Genomic DNA, 21,811 nt, shown 5'->3' on the forward strand with positions numbered 1-21,811 from the left:
TCTAAGGGGAAAGGAGTTAAAAGCAAATATAACTTGAATGCTTTTTTTAAAACTATCATAGTGAAAGCTGATAGATTTTTCAGACAAAGTGGGAGGCGGCGGCAAAGTTTTCTTTTTTGAGGTGGTATAGAATGCTTTGCCGCCACACTTTGTCTAAAAAAGGGAGTATATAATAAATATTTTTTAAACGCTATTTTATATCCAACCGCGTGCTTTCATCGCTTCGGCGATACGTTTCAGGGAAATCATATAGGCGGCTGTACGGAAATCGGTTCGGTATTCGTGTGCGAGCGAACGCACTTCTCGATAAGACTGAACCATCACGTCGCGCAGCTTCTGATTGACTTCTTCCTCGCTCCAATAGAAATTCATCAGATTTTGAACCCATTCGAAGTAAGATACTGTTACGCCGCCAGCATTAGCCAGAATGTCAGGAATGACGAGGATGCCTTTTTGGAACAGTACTTTGTCCGCTTGCGGTGTAGTAGGGCCATTGGCTGCTTCCGCCACGATACGTGCCTTCACTTTGTCTACGTTTTTCAAGGTAATTACGTTTTCAAGCGCAGCTGGAATCAGAATGTCTACGTCGAGCTCCAGAATTTCTTCCGGTCGTTGCAGGTGGTAACACTGGTCATAATTCATAATCGTCGACGAATCTTTTAATTGTTTTACTATGTCAAGGTCAAGTCCCTGTGGATTGTACAGCGCACCTTTGGAATCGCTCACCGCCACGATTTTGCAGCCTTGTGCGGCCAGAAGATTAGCGGCGATTCGTCCCGCGTTGCCGAATCCCTGAATAGCTACCGTAGCGCCTCGCATCTGCCTGCCCGCGTCTTTTAACGCTTCCTCAATGGTGTACACGCAGCCGCGAGCTGTCGCTTCATTGCGTCCTTTGGAGCCACCAACGATCAGCGGTTTGCCGGTAATTACACCTGGATTGAACGATCTTTTCATGCGGCTGAAAGTGTCCATCATCCAGCTCATAATTTGCGGGTTGGTGTATACGTCCGGTGCAGGAATATCTTTGTCCGGGCCGACGATATCCGCAATTGCCTCCATGAATCCCCGGCTGATCCGTTCGATTTCTCCTTGGCTCAAGGTTCGCGGATCGCAGATCACGCCACCCTTTCCGCCGCCGTATGGCAGGCTTACTACGCCGCACTTGAAGGTCATCCACATCGATAGCGCTTTAACTTCATCCATCGTCACTTCAGGATGGAAGCGGATGCCGCCTTTTGTTGGCCCGATTGCGTCATTATGTTGCGAGCGGTATCCCTCAAACACGCGGATGCTGCCATCGTCCATTTTCACCGGGAAAGTAACGCAAAGAACACGCTTGGGCTTTTTTAGAATTTCTACAATGTCGCGCTCAAGTCCGAGAATGGCCGCTGCGTTTTCAATCTGTGTTTGTACGATTTGATATGGATTAAGAACTTCCCTTTCTGTTTGTTGCACTTGTTGTACGGTAGCCATTGTTCTCCCCCCCACCTTTAAAGTAATATCCTGAATATTTTGTAATTTTATCGTTCGGTTTATCCAATTAGGCTTTACTTTAGTACCCATTGTTTTTGGAGGATAGCCGAGTTATTTAATTACAGGTGTATTTTATAATTGAAAATTAATCGAAACAATATAAAATTTAGATAATATTAATGCCGATATGAGATGATTAAACAGTGGAGTGATGAGAATGGAATTGAGGCAAATACAGTATTTTATCGAAGTGGCCAAACGAGAACATGTAACTGAGGCGGCACTTGCTTTGCATGTGGCACAATCGGCTGTAAGCCGTCAGATTTTTAACTTAGAATCAGAGTTGGGAGTTGATTTGTTTATTCGGGAGGGGCGGAACGTTAGATTAACCCCGATCGGAAGAAGTTTTTTGGCATACATGCAGCAGGCGATGCAGGTGATCGAAAAAGCGAAGCGGGAAATCGAAGAATTTCTCGACCCGGAACTGGGTACGATTCGTATTGGATTTCCGAGCAGTTTGGCTGCCTATACACTACCTACCGTTATCTCCGCATTTCGCGAAAGTCACCCTCAGGTTAAATTTCAGTTGCGTCAAGGCTCCTACCGCTCTTTGATTGATGCGGTGGCCAAAGGGGAAATCGACCTGGCGCTGCTTGGCCCGGTACCCAAACATGAGAAACAGATTCAGGGCCATATCTTGTTCCTGGAGAATATTGTTGCACTTCTGCCAGCCCATCATCCCCTCGCGGGTCAATCTTCTCTGCAATTGAGTCAACTGCGGGATGATTCGTTTGTGTTGTTTCCTGAAGGATTTATCCTGCGCGAGCTTGTCGTCAATGCTTGCCGGCAGTTTGGTTTTCAGCCTAAAGTTTCATTTGAGGGGGAAGACATTGACGCAATTAAGGGGCTGGTGGCAGCTGGTCTTGGCGTCACGCTGATTCCTGAAATTACATTAGTTGATAGCATACCGCGCGCAACAGTGAAGCTTCCTATCAGTGAGCCGACTGTTACCCGTACCGTGGGCGTGATTATTCCGAGTGACCGTGAGCTGTTGCCTACAGAAAAGCGGTTCTATGAGTTTCTCAAGCAGTTTTTCACGGTATTGAGCGGATTTGAGAAATAATAGTAGTATAACATAGCTCGGACGATAAGAAGGGGGAGTGCTGAATGTCCGTTTTGTCAGTGATTAAATCTGTACAGGATATTATGAGAAAAGACGCCGGGATAGACGGCGACGCCCAGCGTATTTCTCAACTGGTATGGATGGTATTTTTGAAAGTTTTTGACGCAAAAGAAGAAGAATGGGAACGATTGTATGATAATTATGAACCGATCATCCCGGAAGGCTTAAGATGGAGAGACTGGACGGCAGACGACAAAGGCATGACCGACGAAGAATTGCTGGGGTTCGTTAACAACAAGCTATTTAAAGGGTTAAAAGAGCTGCATTTCGATGGAAATAGCCATTCCAAAGCATGTATTGTCAGATCAGTATTTGAGGATTCCTATAACTATATGAAATCGGGAGCTTTACTGCGGCAAGTCATTCGTAAATTAAACGAGATTGATTTTACTACCCAAAAAGATAGGCATATATTTAACGATATTTACGAAACGATTTTAAAGGATTTACAGAGCGCCGGTAACGCGGGGGAATATTACACGCCCCGCCCGGTAACGCAATTTGTAGTGAACATGGTTAATCCCCGGCTGGGAGAAAAAGTGTTAGACTTTGCCTGTGGTACCGGTGGTTATTTACTAAGTGCGCTGGAGCATCTTAGACAACAGATAAAAAGCGTTGATGACAACAGGATTTTGCAGGAAACCATTATCGGGATTGAAAAGAAACCGCTGCCATATATGCTTGCGGTAACAAACATGATTTTGCACGACATCGATATTCCCAAAATATGCCGTGATAACTTTTTGACTAGAAATGTTGAAGAGTACAAACCAGTGGATAAAGTGGATGTCATTATGATCAATCCCCCTTTTGGCGGAAAAGAGGAAGATGGAATTGCTAGCAACTTTCCCCTTCAATTTAGAACGAAAGAAACCGCGGACTTATTCATGGTACTGCTTATGTATTTGCTGAAGGAAAACGGTAGGGCGTGTGTAATTTTGCCAGATAATTTTTTGTTTGAAAAGGATACAGTAAAAATCAATATAAAGAAGAAATTGTTAAGAGAATGGAATGTTCATACCATTGTTCGGCTGCCGAAAGGAGTCTTTGAACCTTATACTGATATTGAGACGAACTTGCTTTTTATTGAAGGCGGAAAATCTACTGAACATATTTGGTATTTTGAACATCCGCTTCCAGACGAGTATAAGAAATATTCCAAAACACGGCCGATTCGATATGAGGAGTTTGAAATAGAACGCAAATGGTGGAACAATAGGAGCGCCAACGAACATGCCTGGTTGGTATCTATTCATGAAATTACTGAGAGAAACTATAACTTGGATATCAAGAACCCTAATAAAAATAAAAACGATGATTGTTTTTCAGCAGATAAGCTTAGAGATGTCATGATAAATACAAGCACAAAGGCAATAAACCTGATGGAAGAACGGAAGAAAAATACAATTGCATTTTTGGATTACGTGCGTTCTATTAATAGAAAAAGAAGAAAGTATAAAATAGGTCAATTGTTAACAAGAATAAAAGATACTTTAATTTTAGATGATGAAACCCAGTATAAAAGGGTTACGATAAAGTTGAATCATGGTGGAATTTATCTAAGGGATATTGTCTATGGAAAGGAAATTGGTACAAAAAGACAGTTTAAAATATCAAGAGGACAATTTTTATTGTCGAGAATAGATGCAAGGAACGGGGCGTTTGGAATTGTTCCGGAGGAGTTGGAAGGTGCGATTATAACGGGGAACTTTTGGACATATGAAGCAAAACATGAGTTGCTCAATATTGATTGGTTCAACTTATTTACTTCGACATCAGAGTTTATGGCGATCGTTAAAGAGTCCAGCTCCGGTACGACAAATAGAAAATATTTAGATGAAAGGAAATTTCTCCAATTTGAAATTAGCCTTCCTGATAAAGCTGAACAAGATAAGTTTATGCAATACTATAGCGCTATGATTGAGAACTATGAAAGTTTAAAAAAGGAACTGGAAAGACAGAATCATATGATGGGTTACATAAAAGATCACTATATAGGATAGTGATATTCGCTCTTTAACAAACGCCGAGGATCTTGGCTTTACGTTTGAGTAGAAGGCTCATTATGTTGTTTCCCTAAAAAGCCACATCCTTGGAAAAAATAAAACTATAGCTGTTTGTAGAGAATAAGGGATGCCGGAACTAGGCATGTTGAACTCTCTATATGCAGACGATATTATGTATAACAAAGGCAAAAACGCTTCGGGGCGTTTTTATTTCAATATAGAAAGGTTGATCGTTTTGGAAAAACCGAGTTCCTCCAACTTTATTAGAAATATCGTTATAGAAGACTTAAAATCCGGGAAGGTAGATACGATCGTCACGCGTTTTCCGCCGGAACCGAATGGCTATTTACATATTGGACACGCTAAATCCATTTGTTTGAACTTTGAGTTAGCGGACGAATTCAACGGTAAAACAAACCTGCGTTTTGATGATACCAACCCATTAAAAGAAGACAGGGAATACGTCAAAGCCATCAAAGAAGACGTGAAATGGCTCGGTTTCGAATGGGATGGGTTGTACTTCGCTTCCGATTATTTTGAGGAAATGTATAACCGGGCTGTACTCCTCATCAAAAAGGGAAAAGCATACGTTTGTGATCTTTCGCCGGAAGAAATTCGCGCAACGCGCGGTACGTTGACTGAACCGGGTGAGGAGAGTCCGTATCGCAATCGCTCTGTGGAAGAGAATCTCGATCTGTTTGAGCGTATGCGTAAGGGCGAATTTAAGGACGGGGAAAAAGTATTGCGTGCCAAAATTGATATGGCTTCTCCGAATATTAATATGCGCGATCCAGTATTGTACCGTATTTCCCATGCTACACATCACAATACTGGGGATAAATGGTGCATCTATCCAATGTATGACTTCGCACATCCTCTGGAAGATGCGATTGAAGGTGTAACCCATTCGCTTTGTACGCTGGAATTCGAAGATCATCGTCCATTGTATGACTGGATTATCCGGGAATGCGAGATGGAGCATACCCCGCGCCAGTACGAATTTGCCCGTTTGAACTTGACAAATACCGTGATGAGTAAGCGTAAGCTGAAGCAGCTTGTGGACGAGCAATATGTGGATGGCTGGGATGACCCGCGTATGCCAACTATCTCTGGTCTGCGTCGAAGGGGATATACGCCGGAAGCGATTCGTGCGTTTTGCCGTGAAATTGGCGTTGCCCGGAGCAACAGTCTGGTTGACGCGAAGATGCTGGAGCACTTTATTCGTGAAGATCTAAAGCTAAAAGCACCGCGAACGATGGGTGTGTTGCGTCCGCTGAAAGTTGTTATTACGAACTATCCGGAAGGTCAGGTGGAAATGCTGGACGCGGAAATTAACCCGGAAAATCCGGAAATGGGCGTGCGCCAAATTCCATTTTCCAGAGAGATTTACATTGAGCAAGACGATTTCATGGAGAATCCGCCAAGCAAGTATCATCGCCTGTATCCGGGCAATGAGGTACGCTTGAAGCACGCGTATTTTATCAAGTGCAATGAAGTGGTTAAGGACGAGAACGGTAACGTAGTGGAGCTACGTTGTACGTATGATCCGGAAACGAAGAGCGGTACCGGTTTTACGGGACGCAAAGTGAAAGGAACGATCCACTGGGTAGAAGCGAAGAATGCGGTACCAGCCGAATTTCGGTTGTACGAGCCTCTTATTCTGGATGAGGAAGCGGGAGAAGAGGAGGAAGGTAAGACATTCCTGGATTATGTAAATCCGAACTCGCTCGAAATCGTACAGGGTTTTGTCGAGCCGAATATGAAAGACGTAAAACCGCATGATAAGTTCCAATTCTTTCGTCACGGGTATTTCAATGTTGATCCGAAGCACACTACGTCAGATAAGCTAGTGTTTAACCGCATCGTTTCGTTGAAAAGTTCGTTCAAAATGCCGAAATGAAATAATAAAGAAATCAAAAAGAAGCGGCATCCCCACAGAGGTAATGCCGCTTCTTTCTTTCCGCATTTTTCTTAATAATATGGTGAAATCATAATGTAAACAAGTACACCGGTAAAGCTAACATAAAGCCAAATCGGCATTGTTATGCGTGCGATTTTACGGTGTTTCTCGACTTGCATATTTAATCCGCGCGCCGTCGATATGAGCGCAAGCGGAACGATGACCGCAGATAATACGATGTGCGTAATTAAAATGAAATAATAAATGAAACGTAAGATGCCTTCCCCGCCATACGGTGTCGACTCTGTAAGTGCATGATACGTTACGTATGAAAGCAAAAAGAGCGTGGTCGTCGTGAACGCTGCAAAAATGTAACGGCGGTGACGTTGAATATTTTTTTGTTTAATCGATACAAGGGCTGCAATGAGGAAAACGAACGTAAAACTGTTTAATACGGCGTTTAAAAACGGCAAAAACGTTAAATCAACGTCGCTTAATCCTTTATATTCCGGCATAAAATACAAAATCGCAACGATTGCATTAATTACAATCGTAAGTGTGACAATGACCGGCGTATAATTACGCTGTTTTACTTGATGAGAATTCACCGAAATCACCCCTTTGTCACTTTACATTTTATAGTACTATTGTTTGTCTATGCTTTATTGTAGCTTATTTTTTACTATTGATACAGTAAAAGTCTGCAACAGATTGTGAAAAAAACATGAATCATTAAATTTTCTATATCGTTTTGTGAACGTGAGCCGATGTTTATAGAGAGAAAAATATACAACAATTCTATAGAATAGATCATGAAATTGTTGCCAATTTATGATGATTCTTGGATATTAACTCCTATTTTGTGGATGGATAGTAAATTTATTCATAGTATGTGGAAACTTTATGAATAAAATTGTGACGAATTGATGAACTTTAAGTGAACCGTTGCGCGTATCTTTTGTACCTCTGATATTATAAAAACGATACTGATAGGTCTTATTCTTTTTTGATTCAATTCACGAAGCAGAAAGGATTTCTGCTGTTAGAACAGGCGGATGGGTAAGAGAGGAGATGAAGCAAAGTGAAGAAACAAAAGCTGCTACGTCGGGTTGTATTCTTCATTATGGCAGCTTTGGCGACAATGTTGTTAGCCGGGTGTGAGAACTATATTGTTCTGAATCCGAAAGGACCGGTTGCTGAAACACAATATCGATTAATTATTATCTCAATCATCTTGTGTCTTGTTGTCGTCATTCCTGTTCTGGCTATGCTCGTGTATGTTGTTTGGCGTTATCGAGATAAGCCAGGTAATAAAGCGCCTTATACTCCGGAATGGGTAGATAGTAAGACGCTTGAAATTGTTTGGTGGGGAATTCCTATTGTTATCATCGCTATTTTGGGCTTTTTCACGGTAAGGGACACATTTGCACTTGCCAAACCTCAAGATCCTGAGACTAAACCGCTGACGATTCAGGTGACTTCACTGGATTGGAAATGGTTGTTCCAGTATCCTGAACAAGGGATTGCAACAGTCAACTATATTGAGATTCCGACAGGAGTTCCTGTTCAGTTCGTAGTGACTTCGGATGCCCCGATGAACTCATTCTGGATTCCGCAGTTAGGCGGACAGACATATACGATGCCTGGAATGGCAATGGGTCTTTCGTTGAAGGCTAATGAACCGGGCGAGTATTTTGGATCGGGTGCGAACTTCACAGGAGAAGGATTTGCTCATATGCAATTCAAAGTCGTTGCAAAATCGCAAGCAGAGTTTGATAAATGGGTACAAAGTGTAAAACAGACAGCGCCTGCTTTAACCAAAGATGGTTATAAAGAGCTGGCAAAACCAGGTATTTCTGATAAGCAATTCTACTCATCCTTCCCGCCGGAATTGTTTAAAGAAATCGTAGATAAAAACGGTGGCCAATATTATAAACAACATGAGCACCATATGAAGATGAATCAGAACACGAATCATGGTGACATGAATCATGATGCAAACCAGCATATGGAGCATGGAGCAAATCAACATGAGATGTCCGGTATGAAGGCGGACAAATAAAGTCAAAGGAAGGGGGAAAACCGTATGTTAGAGAATATCAAAAACTTCGCCTCCCAGTTCTTTGTGACGGGAGATCCATTAATTTATGGTGCGGACGTTTCGATTGTACTCACCACTCTTGCTATTGTCTTTGTTCTTACGTATTTCAAGAAGTGGGGCTGGTTGTGGCGCGAATGGTTAACAACCGTTGACCATAAAAAAATCGGTATTATGTATATCATCGCGTCGTTATTGATGCTGTTCCGTGGCGGGGTGGATGCCCTGTTAATGCGCATACAATTAGCGTTCCCTAATATGCCTTTTCTACACTCCGAACATTACAATGAAATTTTTACAACACACGGAACGATCATGATTTTATTCATGGCGATGCCGTTTATGTTCGGTTTGTTCAATATTGTCGTTCCGCTACAAATCGGAGCGCGTGACGTTGCGTATCCGTTCTTGAACGCTGTAAGTTTCTGGCTGTTCTTCTTGGGAGCAATGCTCTTTAACATATCGTTCGTAATTGGCGGTTCTGCGGATGCAGGCTGGCTTAGCTATCCGCCATTATCTGAAAATCAATTTAGTCCGGGACCGGGTCAGAACTTCTATATCTGGGGTATTCAGATTTCCGGTATCGGTAGTTTGGCGACGGGTATCAACTTTATCGTCACCATTTTAAAAATGCGTGCTCCGGGCATGAAATTGATGGATATGCCGTTGTTTACTTGGTCAGTAATGGCTAGTTGTATCATGATCATTTTCGCGTTCCCGGTGCTGACAGTAACTCTTGCCTTGTTGTTTATTGACCGTTTTGCGGGTGCCCACTTCTTCACCATTGATGGTGGCGGTAACCCGATGATGTATATTAATCTCATCTGGATATGGGGACACCCTGAGGTATATATCGTTGTCTTACCGGCGTTCGGTATTTTCTCTGAAATTGTAAGTACGTTCTCAAGAAAGCCGATCTTTGGTTATACGTCCATGGTATTCGCCATGATGATTATTAGTGTTCTCGGTTACTTTACATGGGTTCACCACTTCTTTACCATGGGTGCCGGTGCTAACGTTAATGCTTTCTTTGCGGTCACGACAATGGCGATTGCTATTCCTACAGGGGTTAAAGTATTTAACTGGCTGTTTACAATGTTCCGAGGAAGGATTCGGATGGAGCAGCCGATGCTGTGGACCATCGCTTTTATCCCGTGCTTCCTTATTGGTGGTGCAACAGGCGTTATGCTGGCAGTTGCTCCGGCGGACTATCAATATCATAACAGCTATTTCCTAATCGCCCACTTCCACCAAGTATTGATTGGTGGCGTAGTTTTCGCTTATGTGGCTGGATTGATTTACTGGTGGCCGAAAATGTTCGGTTTCAAATTGAATGATCGCTTAGGAAAATGGGCGTTCTGGTTCTGGAATATTGGTTTCTATGTATGTTTCATGCCGCAGTACGCATTAGGCTTTATGGGTATGACTCGACGCCTTTATACGTACGGTAACTGGGATTTAGGTTGGGCACCGCTTAACCTGTTGTCTACTATCGGCGCGTTCTTAATGGGTATCGGATTTATTTTCCAAGCATGGCAAATTATTTACAGCATCAAACATGGTGAGCGTGATGTAACAGGAGACCCATGGGATGGACGTACGCTGGAATGGTCAATTCCGTCTCCGGCACCGCATTACAATTTTGCCGTAATTCCTCATGCAGCAGGTAAAGATGTATGGTGGCGGATGAAGGAAGAAATGAAGCAAGGAAAGGCGAAACAAGAAAAGCCGAAACTTGAGCCAATTCATATGCCGAAAAACTCCGGAATTCCATTTGTGATGGCAGTTTTCTGGTTTATCGCTGGATTTGGTTTTACGTTTGCTCCGACTGACATTACGTTCGGTGAAACGAAACTTACGTTTGTCTGGATTTCGATGGCTGTTATCGGCTTGCTTGGCGTAGGTCTTTGCATGCTAGCCCGTTCTTTCCAATACGACACAGATTACTACATCCCGGTTGACGAAGTGAAACGTACCGAAGCATCGTTAGGGAGGGTTGTATAATGGCACAAGCAGTATCCCATCATGAACATCATCATCATGAGGATCACGAGTCCTTAAAAGTTTTGGGATTCTGGATTTTCCTTGTGACGGACTGCCTCTTGTTCGGTACTTTGTTTGCGACTTACGCCGTATTGTACACGCATGCAAACCCTGGGCAGACAGGCAAAGAATTGTTTGAAGTTCCAGTGTTTGTTGCTGAAACGTTTATTCTGTTAACAAGTAGCTTTACGAGTGGCTTGGCAACATTAGCCATGCATAAAGGGAAGCTTAAGAGTCTAATTGGTTGGTTGATCGTTACAGCATTATTGGGTTTAGCGTTTGTAGGCTTAGAAATAGATGAGTTTATTAAGCTGGCTCATGAGGGAGCGACGATTTCAGCCAGCGCTTTTCTCTCAGCATTCTTTACGTTGGTTGGTACGCACGGTCTTCACGTTTCCATCGGTTTGATATGGATGGTAGCGATTATGATCCAATTAGGCCGCTATGGAATTAATGAAGTGACCAAACGAAAAGTAACGATTATTGGATTGTATTGGCACTTCCTTGATGTTGTTTGGATTTTCCTCTTTACGGTTGTTTATCTGCTGGGGGTGATGTAAGATGTCGCAGCAAGAGGCTCATGGTTCAACAAAAGCGTATATTATCGGGTTTATCTTATCGATTGTATTAACCATCATTCCTTTGGTATTGGTACTCAATCATATGATGAGCCGGACTGCACTCTTCGTGACCATTATGGTAATGGCGGTTCTGCAATTTGCAGTGCAGCTGTTCTTCTTCATGCATATCAGAGAAGGAGAGAAGCCAAGATATAATGTGATGGCGTTAGTGCTTGGCATTGTTTTCGTTGTTACAATTGTAGCTGGCTCTATTTGGATTATGACATTTAACTCTCAAGTTCAATTTGCTTAATCATAAGCTTCACAGGACTTGGGAAATATAATTTCTATTAGTGTTTATATCTCTGTGCAGCTTTGGTTGCACAGAGATTTTTTATTTTTGCAAGCACAAAAAAAGCCTTCGTCTTTTCAAGCGAAGGCTTTTTTTGTGCTATTTGGTTGCAACTACCTGCTCTTGTAGATTTTCGTTCTTTCCAGGACCGAACAGGCGGTAACCAGCATGGTTGGTTGGCCCAACGTATTTATTCAGCGGGAATGAGTGGCGGATCGCTTCCGTAATGAATGCTTTAGCCACTTCAATCGCTTCGCGCGGAGATTTGCCTTTTGCTAGCTCAGCGGTAATGGCCGCGGAGTATGTGCATCCCGCACCGTGCGTGTAAGTTGTGCCAATACGATCCGATTCTAGAATTTCGAATGTTTTACCGTCGTACAGTACATCTACGGCAGATTCGTGTTCGAGTTTTCCACCGCCTTTTACAATTACGTATTTTGCGCCTTTCTCATGGATTTTAGCAGCTGCTTCTTTCATTTGCTCGACGGTTTTAATCGGACCAACGCCGCTTAGTTGCCATGCTTCAAACAAGTTCGGTGTAACAACGAGTGCCTTCGGCACGAGCACGTCGCGCAGACATTCATTTGTTTCTGGATGCAAAGCTTCATCCGCGCCTTTACATACCATAACTGGGTCGACGACCACATTTTTAATGGCGTATTTTTCGATTTTGCTGGCTGCCATTTCGATAATATCGATAGAACCGAGCATGCCTGTTTTCAACGCGTCTACGCCGATACCAGCAAGTACGGTCTCGAGCTGTGCTTCCAGCGTTTCAATAGCAATAGGAAACACATTATGAAACCAATTGTTATGCGGATCTTGCGCCACGATAACAGTAAGAGCCGTCATTCCGTATACGCCGCGCTCCTGGAATGTTTTTAGATCGGCTTGCATGCCAGCGCCGCCGCTTGTGTCGGAACCGGCTATGGTTAAAGCTTTGTACATATTCATGTTATGGATATCCCCCTTAAATCTGTATAAATAAAAGGATGTTCTATAATGTTTCCCGCTTGTTCAAAATCTGCGGGAAAAGGCATAACTTGTAAAAGTGTTATGTGTATTTTGAATTTATATTACATAATAAAAGTATAACAATACAAGATAACAATATAACAGTTGTCTTGTTCCACGACTGTTTTGCAGGTTTATCTGTGGAAAATAGACGTTTTCGGCAATGTTTTAGTCTGAAGGTGGCTTAGCGCACAAAATTCGCGCTTTTTGCCCTGAATCTCTATTAAAATCTTGAGGATTGAGGGGAAAGATGGTATGTTTTTTATATAATTAAACAGTGGTCAATTAATGGTGGGGTGATCATTTGGCAGCCAGAAAAGCGGTCGAACAGGAATTGACAAGAGAACGAATTTTAGACGTGGCAAGGGAATTGTTCGTTACGCATGGGTACCGGAACGTTTCCATGCGGCAAATTGCAAGAGAACTAGGCTATAGCCACGGTTCGATTTATTATCATTTTCAGAATAAGGCTGAACTTTTTTATGCGCTTGTAAGAGAGTATTTTTCTTTGCTTGATAAGAAGCTAGAGACGATCATGAGAAAGCCAGGCCATTCTCTGGAGAAGCTAGAGGAAGTATTGCTTGGTTTTATCGAGTTCGGATTTACCCATCAGAGCCATTATGAAATTATGTTTTTGATAAAAGATGATGAAGTGAATCATTATCTGTGTCAGGAACCGACGATAAGCTACAATAAATTTGCGGATTTAGTGCATAAGCTGAGTGATGGCCGTGCGGATAGCACCAAGATTTGGTCGTTGTTTTTGTCATTGCACGGTTTTGTTTCCCATTATTGCAGGTCAGGTCAGACGTTTGCTGATGTAGAAACGATGGCGAAAGCGCATGTCGGTTTTTTGCTCAAAGGCTTGGGATTGTTTTTTAACAATAATTGAACAGTGGTCAATAAAAGGAGGCTAATTTATGAAAAAAGCGCTTGTATTAGGAGCTTCAGGCGGAATGGGGTACGCGCTCGTCCATGAATTGGTGGCTCGGGGAATTGAAACGGTAGCTTTTGCAAGAACAAGGGAAAAGTTAGAAAAGCTGTTCGGACATATGGAACAAGTTACGATTATGTCAGGAGATGTGTATCAGGTGGAAGATGTTAAAGAAGCGGGGAGAGGAGTTGAAGTAATCTTTCACACAGTGAGTGTTCCGTATCATGAGTGGGAAAAAGGACACCCTACCATTATGCGAAATGTCGTGGAAGCAGCTGCTGCTAACTGCTCAAAAATCGTACTGATTGACAATATTTATGCATATGGCCGAGGAAACGGTCAACCGATTACTGAAGAATATCCGAAGCGACCGCATACGAAAAAAGGCAACATTCGCCTGCAAATCGATCACATGGCGAAGGACGCGCATCGTCAGGGAATTCCGGCGTTAATCGTTCATTTTCCTGATTTTTATGGTCCGAATGCTACCAACACTCTCCTTTCCTATACGCTGGAGTCAATGGTTGCTGGAAAAAAGGCTGCATTTGTAGGAAATCAGAACGTAAAGAGAGAATATATTTTCACTCCGGATGGAGCGAAAGCAACGGTAGAACTGGCGCTCAGGGAAGATGCTTACGGGCAAAACTGGAATATTCCAGGGTACGGTGTGATTTCTGGACGCGAAATTATTTCTATTGTGAAAGAGATAACTGGCTATAGCCGGAAGGTCGGCACGATTGGCAGAGGAATGATAACATTGGCCGGTTTATTTAGCAGGATGATGTGGGAAGTAAGAGAAATGATGTATTTAACGGAAGAGCCGGTTGTTTTATCGGGTGCAAAATATGAGAAACATATCGGGCCATTGCCGAAAACTTCCTATGAAGAAGGAATAAGGCAAACATTGAGTTTTATGAAGGGAGTACGAACATAAGCGATGATTTTGATTGGCTTAACCGGTTGGGGGGATCATGATCATTTATACGTTCAGAAAATATTGAGTCGGGATAAGCTGAAGGTATACAGTACTCATTTTCCGATTGTAGAAGTGGACAGTTCATTTTATGCTGTGCAACCAGTTAAGAACTATGTAAAATGGGCGGAAGATACGCCTCAGGGGTTCTCTTTTATCGTAAAGGCGTACCAGGGGATGACTGGACATTTAAGGGGTGAGAATCCGTTTGAAAGCATCGGTGAAATGTTTGACGCGTTTAAAAATTCGATTGTGCCGTTAAGGGAAGCAGGTAAATTAAAAGCGGTACTGTTCCAATACCCTCCATGGTTTGATTGTACCCGCAAAAATGTGGATATTCTCCGGTATACCAAAGATAAGATGGAAGATATTCCGGTAGCGCTTGAGTTCAGGCACCAAAGTTGGTTTGCGCCGAAAATGCGGGAGCGAACGCTCGCATTTATGGAGAAGGACGGCTGGATTCATAGTATCTGTGACGAGCCGCAGGCAGGCGTTGGTTCGGTTCCGACTGTGTTGCATGCTACAGACAGGAATGTAACAATTGTGCGATTTCATGGCCGCAATGCGGCGGGTTGGCATAGTAGCGGACAACCGAATTGGCGGGAGGTGCGATATTTGTACCGTTATAGCACGGAAGAGCTAAAGGAATGGAAAGAAAAACTGGAATTGCTGCAAAAGCAAACGAAGGAAATTTGTGTCATATTCAATAATAATTCCGGCGGCGATGCTGCCGATAATGCGAAAGAACTGATGGAGCTTCTTGGGGTAGAATACGATTGGTTAGGCCCACGCCAGTTAAAGTTTTTTTAAAGATGTTAATTTGAAGGGGTGAAAAATATGGTACATAAACTTGAATTGAGAACGTCACAGCGTGATCAATTTATTGAAATTACGGATCGGGTACGTAAGATTATCGAACAAGAAAATGTACGTGACGGAATGGTGATCGTATATTGTCCACATACGACAGCGGGAATTACAATTAATGAAAATGCAGACCCGGATGTGGTGCATGACATGCTGATGCGCCTTGATGAAGTATATCCGTGGGAACATTCAAAGTATCGGCATGCGGAAGGCAATTCTGCTTCTCATTTGAAAGCGAGCACGATGGGGGCGTCGCAGACTGTGCTGGTGGCGGACGGAAATCTAATACTCGGCACATGGCAAGGTATTTATTTCTGCGAATTTGACGGCCCACGCCGTCGTACTTGTTATGTGAAAGTTCAAAAAGACTGACGGTAGCGCATTTCAGAGTCTGCCTCGCTTTTGAAAGCAGCACCCTTGGCTTATTATAAAAAGAGAAAAAAAGAATTGAACATGGCGCAGAAGAACCTCCGTTTTTCAAACATGGATATCAGCGAATGAGGTGATAAATCGTATGAGTAGCAATACGGACGAGAAACGTTACGAACTTGCGACGTTCGCAGGTGGTTGTTTTTGGTGCATGGTATCGCCATTTGAAGAAATGCCTGGCATTATCAAAGTTGTATCTGGCTATACAGGCGGGCATAAGGAAAATCCGACATACGAAGAGGTATGTTCCGATACAACCGGACACTATGAAGCGGTGCAAATTACGTTTGAACCAGATGTATTTCCGTATGAGAAACTGTTGGATATTTACTGGCGCCAGATTGATCCGACCGATCCGGGCGGCCAGTTCTACGACCGGGGACAGTCGTACCAGACCGCCATCTTTTATCATAACGAAGAACAAAGAAGGAAAGCGGAAGCATCTAGAAAAGCGTTGGAAGAAAGCGGCCGCTTTGATAAGCCGATCGTAACGAAAATTCTTCCGGCTTCGACATTCTATCCGGCGGAGGAATACCATCAAAATTACCATAAGAAAAATCCGTTGCACTACAAAATGTATCGCCGCGGTTCTGGACGTGAAGCGTTTATCGAGAAGCACTGGAGCAAAGAGCGGGATAAAGACCTGTTAAAGAAGCGGTTAACTCCGATGCAGTATGAAGTTACCCAGAACAACGGCACAGAGCCGCCATTCCGCAATGAATACTGGGACAACAAGCGGGAGGGCATCTATGTGGATATCGTGTCTGGAGAGCCGCTGTTCAGTTCGCTTGATAAATTCGATTCCGGTTGCGGCTGGCCGAGTTTTACAAAACCGCTACATGAAGAAAATATCGTCGAAAAGCCGGATTACAGTCACTTTATGATTCGCACCGAAGTGCGGAGTAAAGGCGCTGATTCGCACTTGGGCCATGTATTTGATGACGGCCCTGCGCCTACGGGATTACGTTATTGCATTAATTCTGCCGCGCTTCGGTTTATCCCCAAAGAAGAGTTGGTGAAAGAAGGATACGGCCAGTATGTAAGCCTGTTTGAGAAAAAAGAATAGCCGCCCCCCGCAGCACGATACAGTATAATTGCATTGCGCCTTTTGAAGGCGCATTTTTCTTGTGCAAAATAATATAACGAATGTAAATAGTTTTTTCATAAGAAAAATAATTTTGCATAATCACAGTAAGTAAGTAAATTAAAAAAATGAATGTAAAATATTTTTTGAAAAATTTTTCCTGTTTTCCTGTTATTGCATAGTATATTTATTCATAATTTGGCATTATTATTGCTTGAATTTTATATTGACAATAAAAAATTATATTAAATTGGTAATTATATTATTATTTACCAAGAGAGACGGAAAGAGGGGCGATACTGTTTGAAAAGTGTAACGGAAATTATCGGGGCAGTAACGGAATGGATATGGGGTCTACCCATGATTTTGTTGCTGCTGTGCGGCGGGCTTTTTCTCACGTTTCGCTTAGGATTTTTTCAAATTCGTTATTTGCCGCATATTCTGCGACAAACATTTGGAAAGATGTTTAAGAAGAGCGATGAACCAGGCTCAGTGACACCATTTCAAGCCGCAACGTCCGCTTTGGCTTCTACAGTGGGAGCTGCGAATATTGTCGGCGTGCCGGTTGCTATCGTCCTTGGCGGTCCGGGTGCCGTATTTTGGATGTGGATTGTATCGTTTATCGGTATGGCTACGAAATATTCGGAAGTCGTGCTTGGTGTTAAGTACCGGCAAAAAAATGCAGAAGGCGATTGGGTTGGCGGTCCGATGTATTACATTGAAAAAGGGCTTCGCTGGCGATTTGTCGCTTGGTTGTTCGCCTTCGGATTGATGCTGGAAATTGCCGCAAGTACGATGGTGCAGACCAATTCGATTTCTACGCTGGTAAAAAACTCATTTGATGTTCCGTTATGGGCGACGGGAATTGGGGTGATGGCGGTTGTCACGTTAGCCACATACGGAGGGATTAGGAGAATTGGACAAGTTACAGAAAAGCTTGTGCCGCTTATGGTTTCCATTTATTTAATTGGAGCTTTGCTTGTGCTTATTTATAATGCAAAACATATTCCGGAAGCGTTTGCACTAATTTTTACGCACGCTTTTATCCCGATTTCCGCCGTGGGTGGTTTTGCGGGTGCGGGTATCGCTGCCGCTATCCGATGGGGCCTGGCACGCGGCATTTATTCTAATGAAGCGGGAATGGGAACAGCGCCTATCGCTCACGCAAGCGCTAAGACGGATCACCCTGCCAAACAGGGAATGTGGGGCATTTTTGAAGTTATCGTAGATACGATGATTATATGCACGATGACCGCGCTTATCGTATTGACCTCCGGAACGTGGAAAACGTTGAAAGCGGAGCAGGCTTCTTCTATGGTGGCGGAAGCGTTTGGACAAATCTTTGGTCCCTCGCTGGCCAATATGCTTCTTTCCATTGTCCTGTTCCTATTCGTTATCTCAACGGTTATCGTCATTGTATATTATGGTGAGAAGCAAGCGGAATATTTGTTTGGTACCGCATTTTCTAAGATTATGCGCCTTGTATATATCGGTGCGATTATGGTAGGCGCTGTCGGCGGCCTGCAATTTATCTGGCAATTTCTTGATTTGCTACTGGCGCTCATTGTTGTACCGAACCTTATCGCCGTCTTGTTCTTAAGCGGAGAAGTGCGAGCAATTACTAGAGATTATTTTACAAAGTTGAATAGGCCAAGAAATAAGAAAGCGGAAGAAGAGAGACAAATGATAAAGGAAGCGCAATAAACAAAGGAGAGACATCAAATGTATACACAGCTTCGTTCCATGAACATGTTTGATAGAGTTGAAACATTAACCCGGATGCTCGTCGGTATCAAAAGCATTAACGGAACCATTGGAGAAGTAGAGATTGCGGATTTTATCAAAGATGTGTTGTTAAGCTTTCCATACTTCCAGGAGCATCCTGAAAATGTTTGGGAGCAGAAAATCCCGAATGACTCGTTGGGACGCAAAAATATTTTCGCTCTTGTCAGAGGGCTTTCTGATGAAAAACAAACCATTATTTATCATTCGCATATTGATACTGTAGGAATTGAAGATTTCGGGGTGATGAAACAATATGCGTTGAAGCCGGATGAATTGGCCGAGTTTTTTTCTGGATATGAACGGGATAAGGATGTGCAGAAAGATGCGCAATCTGGCGATTGGCTGTTCGGCAGAGGATCGGTGGACATGCAGAGCGGAATCGCTGTCCATCTGGCAAACGTACTGTATTTTACGGAGCACCGCGAAGAACTTTCGGGCAATGTGTTATTGATGCTAAATCCGGACGAGGAAAGCCAACATAAAGGTGTTATAACGGCGATTTCGGAACTGGAGCGCCTTAAGCGGCACCAGGGTCTGGATTTCGTGATGGCCATTAACAATGACTTTATTACGCCATTATATGACGGTGATCATCATCGCTACATTTATACGGGAGCGGCAGGCAAACTGTTGCCAAGCTTTTATATTTACGGGCGGGAGGCGCACGTAGGGGATACCCTTTCCGGTATCGATCCGAATGTAATCGCGGCGGAGATTACACGGCGTATTCACAATAATGTAGAGTTAACCGAGAATATTGAGGGAGAACTCGTATTGCCGCCTTCATGCCTCTATCAACGCGATAATAAGGAGGTATATAACGTACAGACGGCGACTAGCAGTTATCTTTATTTTAACTACTTTATTTATGAGTTAACGGCGAAAGAAGTTATGGACAAGCTAAAAGATATTGCCGTGGAAGCTACTCGTGAAGTGGAGGAGAAATTATCCAGAAATTATAAAGAATTTCTGATCCGTACCGGTCTTCCTGCTAAATCACTATCATGGAATATTGAAGTGACCAGCCTTGCAGAATATATGGAAGAGCTAGCCGAAAAAGGAATGAACCCGGAACAGAAGGCAAGAGAAGTGTGGGAGCAGAATAAGGATATGGAGCCGCGCATGCTATGCTTTAAGATTGTAGAGGCTCTGCAAAACATGGACTCGGAGAAAAAAGCGCGCGTGATTATTTTCTACGCCCCTCCGTATTTGCCGCACAATTATTTGAACACGGACAAAGAGCGGGATCGCGAGTTGCTTGAGGCAGTCCGTGAGGTGTTGAAAGTGGTGGAGAAAGAAACAGGCGAAAAATTCGCACTCAAGAAGTTCTTTCCATATCTTGCAGATGGAAGTTTTCTGTCGTTACATGAGACGGATGAAGAGATTCTTTCGTTGATTAAGAATTTTCCGGAATGGGAGAATATTTATCCGGTACCGGTAAATGAAATTCGCAGCCTTAACATTTCATCCGTCAATATTGGTGTATACGGAAAAGATGGTCACAAATGGACGGAACGTGTATACAAACCTTATACATTTGGCGTTTTGCCTGGTCTTATTCGTGCCGTTACATGCAGGCTGCTAAGCCGCAAAGCGGAACCTGTAGGCAGTGAATAAAATCATTGCGATAGAGCACCCGCCTATTTCAAAAATAGGTGGGTGTTTTTTACAATTTTTTAATGGTTTATTTATTTTAGGATAACAATGCTGTTGTATCTTCTAAAGTAACAAGTAAATAAAGAAAGGTTGGAGTCTTGGAGAAACCTCAAATAGAACTTACGAGAAAGGTCGGCAGATTTGCGACATCGGCATTTCCCCTGTTCTGTAATTCTATTTAAGGTTTTTTTGTTTTGAAAGGAGGCATAGCGTGAACCGAACCGAACTTTACATGAGGCTTTCCAAAGTGAAAAAGATTGCTTCAGTCAAAGAACCAAAATCGCTGGAAAAGGCGTTGCATGCCGATGTGGGTGCTGTCGTTTTGTCTATCGGCGATGTCGGTAATATTGCTCATTATGTACGAATTTACAAAGCGCATAGTATTCCTGTCTTTGTCCATCCGGAGCGCATCGGCGGAATGAGTCAGGATAAGGAAGGGATCGCATTTCTGGCCCGGTGCGTAAAACCTGACGGGATTATTACAACGCGCAATAATCTTGTAAAGCAAGCAAAAAAGCACGGGCTGTTAACCATTCAGCGCCTGTTCTTCGTTGATAGCGATGCGATTAAGTCCGGTTTTTTATCCGTAAAAGAGGCGGAACCGGATGTGGTAGAAATTATGCCTGCGTTATTGCCGGAATTTATTGCTGAATTCCGTAGGAATATTGAAGTTCCCATTATCGCCGGAGGATTGTTGAAGAATAGGGGACAGATGGTACAGGCATTGCGCTGCGGAGCGATTGCCGTTTCTATGGGAAATCATCATTTATGGAAGGAGGAGATAGCTAATGAGCCACTTCCGGTACCTGTTGTTTGACCTGGATGGGACGTTGCTAGACAGTCGCGATCCGATTATTGACGCCGTATATGCTACGGCTGAAGCGTATGTTCCGGGACTATTTACGAGAGAAGAAATATTGGCCAGATTTGGGGAATCGTTCGACGATTTTTTGGATGTGATCGATAAGGCGCTGGGAAGCTTTTATTCCAGGGAGCAGATACTTCAGTATTATTTCAAGCGTATGGACGCTCATCATGATCGGACAGTTCGCTTATTTCCCGGAGTTGCTGAAGGGCTTCAACAGTTGAAGGCATTCGGCTGCAAACTTGGCATTGTAACCAATAAACAGCGCGATTTCACGATGCGCGGATTAAACATAGCGGGTATTTTTCCACTATTTGATTCGATTGTGACTTTGGACGATGTAGCCGCTGGTAAGCCTTCTGCCGAACCGGTTCTACGGGCGGTAGCGGAATTGAGCGCCGATTTACATGAGACGGCTTTTATTGGTGATAGCAAGTATGACCTATTGGCCGCTAGAGCAGCGGGTGTCGCTGCTATTTTTATGAATTGGTATGGTATGGAACACGGAGTAACCGTTTGTCCAGATTATTATTTTTTAAATTTTGGCGATCTTGTAAGCGAGCTTGTGCTGGAAAAAGCGAAATGAAAG

General features: G+C 43.2%; 19 protein-coding genes. 16 read left to right on the forward strand and 3 right to left on the reverse strand.

Going from position 1 to position 21,811, the window contains the following annotated elements; translation table 11 throughout:
• Positions 1–195: 195 nt before the first annotated feature.
• A complete protein-coding gene (locus tag ACH33_RS00630; RefSeq protein ID WP_057897266.1) occupies positions 196–1,473 on the reverse strand; it encodes a Glu/Leu/Phe/Val family dehydrogenase in 1,278 nt (425 codons plus the stop codon).
• Between the two features lie 217 nt (positions 1,474–1,690).
• Between ACH33_RS00630 and ACH33_RS00635 the strand changes: the two genes are divergently transcribed.
• From ACH33_RS00635 to ACH33_RS00645, 3 genes are all read left to right on the forward strand, one after another.
• Positions 1,691–2,596, forward strand: coding sequence for a glutamate biosynthesis transcriptional regulator GltC (locus ACH33_RS00635; protein ID WP_057897267.1), 906 nt, complete (start codon positions 1,691–1,693; stop codon positions 2,594–2,596).
• A 59-nt stretch (positions 2,597–2,655) separates the two neighbouring features.
• On the forward strand, positions 2,656–4,659 hold the full coding sequence (locus ACH33_RS00640) for an N-6 DNA methylase (protein ID WP_236781936.1): 2,004 nt from the start codon (positions 2,656–2,658) through the stop codon (positions 4,657–4,659).
• Positions 4,660–4,888: 229 nt separating this feature from the next.
• Positions 4,889–6,562: a glutamine--tRNA ligase/YqeY domain fusion protein gene (locus tag ACH33_RS00645; RefSeq protein WP_057900192.1), complete on the forward strand. Its 1,674-nt coding sequence runs from the start codon at positions 4,889–4,891 to the stop codon at positions 6,560–6,562.
• A gap of 71 nt (positions 6,563–6,633) precedes the next feature.
• On the opposite strand, the gene ACH33_RS00650 is transcribed toward ACH33_RS00645, so the two are convergent.
• Complete coding sequence (locus tag ACH33_RS00650) at positions 6,634–7,170, reverse strand: DUF420 domain-containing protein (RefSeq protein WP_057897268.1); 537 nt, start codon at positions 7,168–7,170, stop codon at positions 6,634–6,636.
• Positions 7,171–7,643: 473 nt separating this feature from the next.
• On the opposite strand from ACH33_RS00650, the gene ACH33_RS00655 reads away from it, so the two are divergent.
• The 4 genes from ACH33_RS00655 to cyoD are packed head-to-tail and all read left to right on the forward strand — an operon-like array spanning position 7,644 to position 11,576.
• Positions 7,644–8,624 (forward strand): COX aromatic rich motif-containing protein, encoded by a 981-nt coding sequence (locus tag ACH33_RS00655; protein ID WP_091260548.1) that lies wholly within the window; start codon positions 7,644–7,646, stop codon positions 8,622–8,624.
• A 24-nt stretch (positions 8,625–8,648) separates the two neighbouring features.
• Entirely contained in the window at positions 8,649–10,664 is a 2,016-nt protein-coding gene (gene qoxB / locus ACH33_RS00660) for a cytochrome aa3 quinol oxidase subunit I (protein WP_057897269.1), read from the forward strand.
• Positions 10,664–11,263, forward strand: coding sequence for a cytochrome o ubiquinol oxidase subunit III (cyoC, locus tag ACH33_RS00665; RefSeq protein ID WP_057897270.1), 600 nt, complete (start codon positions 10,664–10,666; stop codon positions 11,261–11,263). The genes qoxB and cyoC overlap by 1 nt, the downstream gene beginning before the upstream one ends.
• Position 11,264: 1 nt before the next feature.
• Positions 11,265–11,576, forward strand: coding sequence for a cytochrome o ubiquinol oxidase subunit IV (gene cyoD / locus ACH33_RS00670; protein WP_057897271.1), 312 nt, complete (start codon positions 11,265–11,267; stop codon positions 11,574–11,576).
• 138 nt (positions 11,577–11,714) lie between these two features.
• Here the strand turns inward: cyoD and pdxK are convergent, their stop codons facing one another.
• The gene (gene pdxK, locus ACH33_RS00675; protein WP_175493589.1) at positions 11,715–12,569 is read right to left on the reverse strand and encodes a pyridoxine/pyridoxal/pyridoxamine kinase; all 855 of its coding nucleotides are present in this window, start codon (positions 12,567–12,569) and stop codon (positions 11,715–11,717) included.
• A 364-nt stretch (positions 12,570–12,933) separates the two neighbouring features.
• Between pdxK and ACH33_RS00680 the strand changes: the two genes are divergently transcribed.
• From ACH33_RS00680 to ACH33_RS00720, 9 genes are all read left to right on the forward strand, one after another.
• Complete coding sequence (locus ACH33_RS00680; RefSeq protein WP_057897272.1) at positions 12,934–13,521, forward strand: TetR/AcrR family transcriptional regulator; 588 nt, start codon at positions 12,934–12,936, stop codon at positions 13,519–13,521.
• Between the two features lie 28 nt (positions 13,522–13,549).
• A complete protein-coding gene (locus ACH33_RS00685) occupies positions 13,550–14,497 on the forward strand; it encodes an SDR family NAD(P)-dependent oxidoreductase (RefSeq protein WP_057897273.1) in 948 nt (315 codons plus the stop codon).
• Positions 14,498–14,500: 3 nt separating this feature from the next.
• The gene (locus tag ACH33_RS00690; protein ID WP_057897274.1) at positions 14,501–15,346 is read left to right on the forward strand and encodes a DUF72 domain-containing protein; all 846 of its coding nucleotides are present in this window, start codon (positions 14,501–14,503) and stop codon (positions 15,344–15,346) included.
• 27 nt (positions 15,347–15,373) lie between these two features.
• Positions 15,374–15,775 carry a secondary thiamine-phosphate synthase enzyme YjbQ gene (locus ACH33_RS00695; RefSeq protein ID WP_057897275.1) on the forward strand — a complete coding sequence of 134 codons (402 nt, stop codon included), beginning with the start codon at positions 15,374–15,376 and terminating at the stop codon, positions 15,773–15,775.
• Positions 15,776–15,917: 142 nt separating this feature from the next.
• Positions 15,918–16,898, forward strand: coding sequence for a peptide-methionine (R)-S-oxide reductase MsrB (msrB, locus tag ACH33_RS00700; protein WP_057897276.1), 981 nt, complete (start codon positions 15,918–15,920; stop codon positions 16,896–16,898).
• A gap of 321 nt (positions 16,899–17,219) precedes the next feature.
• Positions 17,220–18,620, forward strand: coding sequence for an alanine/glycine:cation symporter family protein (locus tag ACH33_RS00705; protein ID WP_057897277.1), 1,401 nt, complete (start codon positions 17,220–17,222; stop codon positions 18,618–18,620).
• An 18-nt stretch (positions 18,621–18,638) separates the two neighbouring features.
• The gene (locus ACH33_RS00710) at positions 18,639–20,318 is read left to right on the forward strand and encodes a M20/M25/M40 family metallo-hydrolase (RefSeq protein ID WP_057897278.1); all 1,680 of its coding nucleotides are present in this window, start codon (positions 18,639–18,641) and stop codon (positions 20,316–20,318) included.
• 250 nt (positions 20,319–20,568) lie between these two features.
• On the forward strand, positions 20,569–21,174 hold the full coding sequence (locus ACH33_RS00715; RefSeq protein WP_057897279.1) for a glycerol-3-phosphate responsive antiterminator: 606 nt from the start codon (positions 20,569–20,571) through the stop codon (positions 21,172–21,174).
• On the forward strand, positions 21,146–21,808 hold the full coding sequence (locus ACH33_RS00720; protein WP_057897280.1) for an HAD-IA family hydrolase: 663 nt from the start codon (positions 21,146–21,148) through the stop codon (positions 21,806–21,808). The genes ACH33_RS00715 and ACH33_RS00720 overlap by 29 nt, the downstream gene beginning before the upstream one ends.
• Positions 21,809–21,811 lie beyond the last annotated feature (3 nt).

The sequence above is a fragment of the Aneurinibacillus sp. XH2 genome, assembly GCF_001439585.2.
In the GTDB taxonomy this organism is placed as follows: domain Bacteria; phylum Bacillota; class Bacilli; order Aneurinibacillales; family Aneurinibacillaceae; genus Aneurinibacillus; species Aneurinibacillus thermoaerophilus.

What these genes read in the sequence shown, in the direction of transcription:
- ACH33_RS00720 (WP_057897280.1), top strand. Translation starts at nt 21,146, where the DNA reads ATGAGCCACTTCCGGTACCTGTTGTTTGACCTGGATGGGACGTTGCTA.
- cyoC (WP_057897270.1), top strand. Translation starts at nt 10,664, where the DNA reads ATGGCACAAGCAGTATCCCATCATGAACATCATCATCATGAGGATCAC.
- cyoD (WP_057897271.1), top strand. Translation starts at nt 11,265, where the DNA reads ATGTCGCAGCAAGAGGCTCATGGTTCAACAAAAGCGTATATTATCGGG.
- ACH33_RS00635 (WP_057897267.1), top strand. Translation starts at nt 1,691, where the DNA reads ATGGAATTGAGGCAAATACAGTATTTTATCGAAGTGGCCAAACGAGAA.
- ACH33_RS00630 (WP_057897266.1), bottom strand. Translation starts at nt 1,473, where the DNA reads ATGGCTACCGTACAACAAGTGCAACAAACAGAAAGGGAAGTTCTTAAT.
- ACH33_RS00685 (WP_057897273.1), top strand. Translation starts at nt 13,550, where the DNA reads ATGAAAAAAGCGCTTGTATTAGGAGCTTCAGGCGGAATGGGGTACGCG.
- qoxB (WP_057897269.1), top strand. Translation starts at nt 8,649, where the DNA reads ATGTTAGAGAATATCAAAAACTTCGCCTCCCAGTTCTTTGTGACGGGA.
- pdxK (WP_175493589.1), bottom strand. Translation starts at nt 12,569, where the DNA reads ATGAATATGTACAAAGCTTTAACCATAGCCGGTTCCGACACAAGCGGC.
- msrB (WP_057897276.1), top strand. Translation starts at nt 15,918, where the DNA reads ATGAGTAGCAATACGGACGAGAAACGTTACGAACTTGCGACGTTCGCA.
- ACH33_RS00690 (WP_057897274.1), top strand. Translation starts at nt 14,501, where the DNA reads ATGATTTTGATTGGCTTAACCGGTTGGGGGGATCATGATCATTTATAC.
- ACH33_RS00710 (WP_057897278.1), top strand. Translation starts at nt 18,639, where the DNA reads ATGTATACACAGCTTCGTTCCATGAACATGTTTGATAGAGTTGAAACA.
- ACH33_RS00695 (WP_057897275.1), top strand. Translation starts at nt 15,374, where the DNA reads ATGGTACATAAACTTGAATTGAGAACGTCACAGCGTGATCAATTTATT.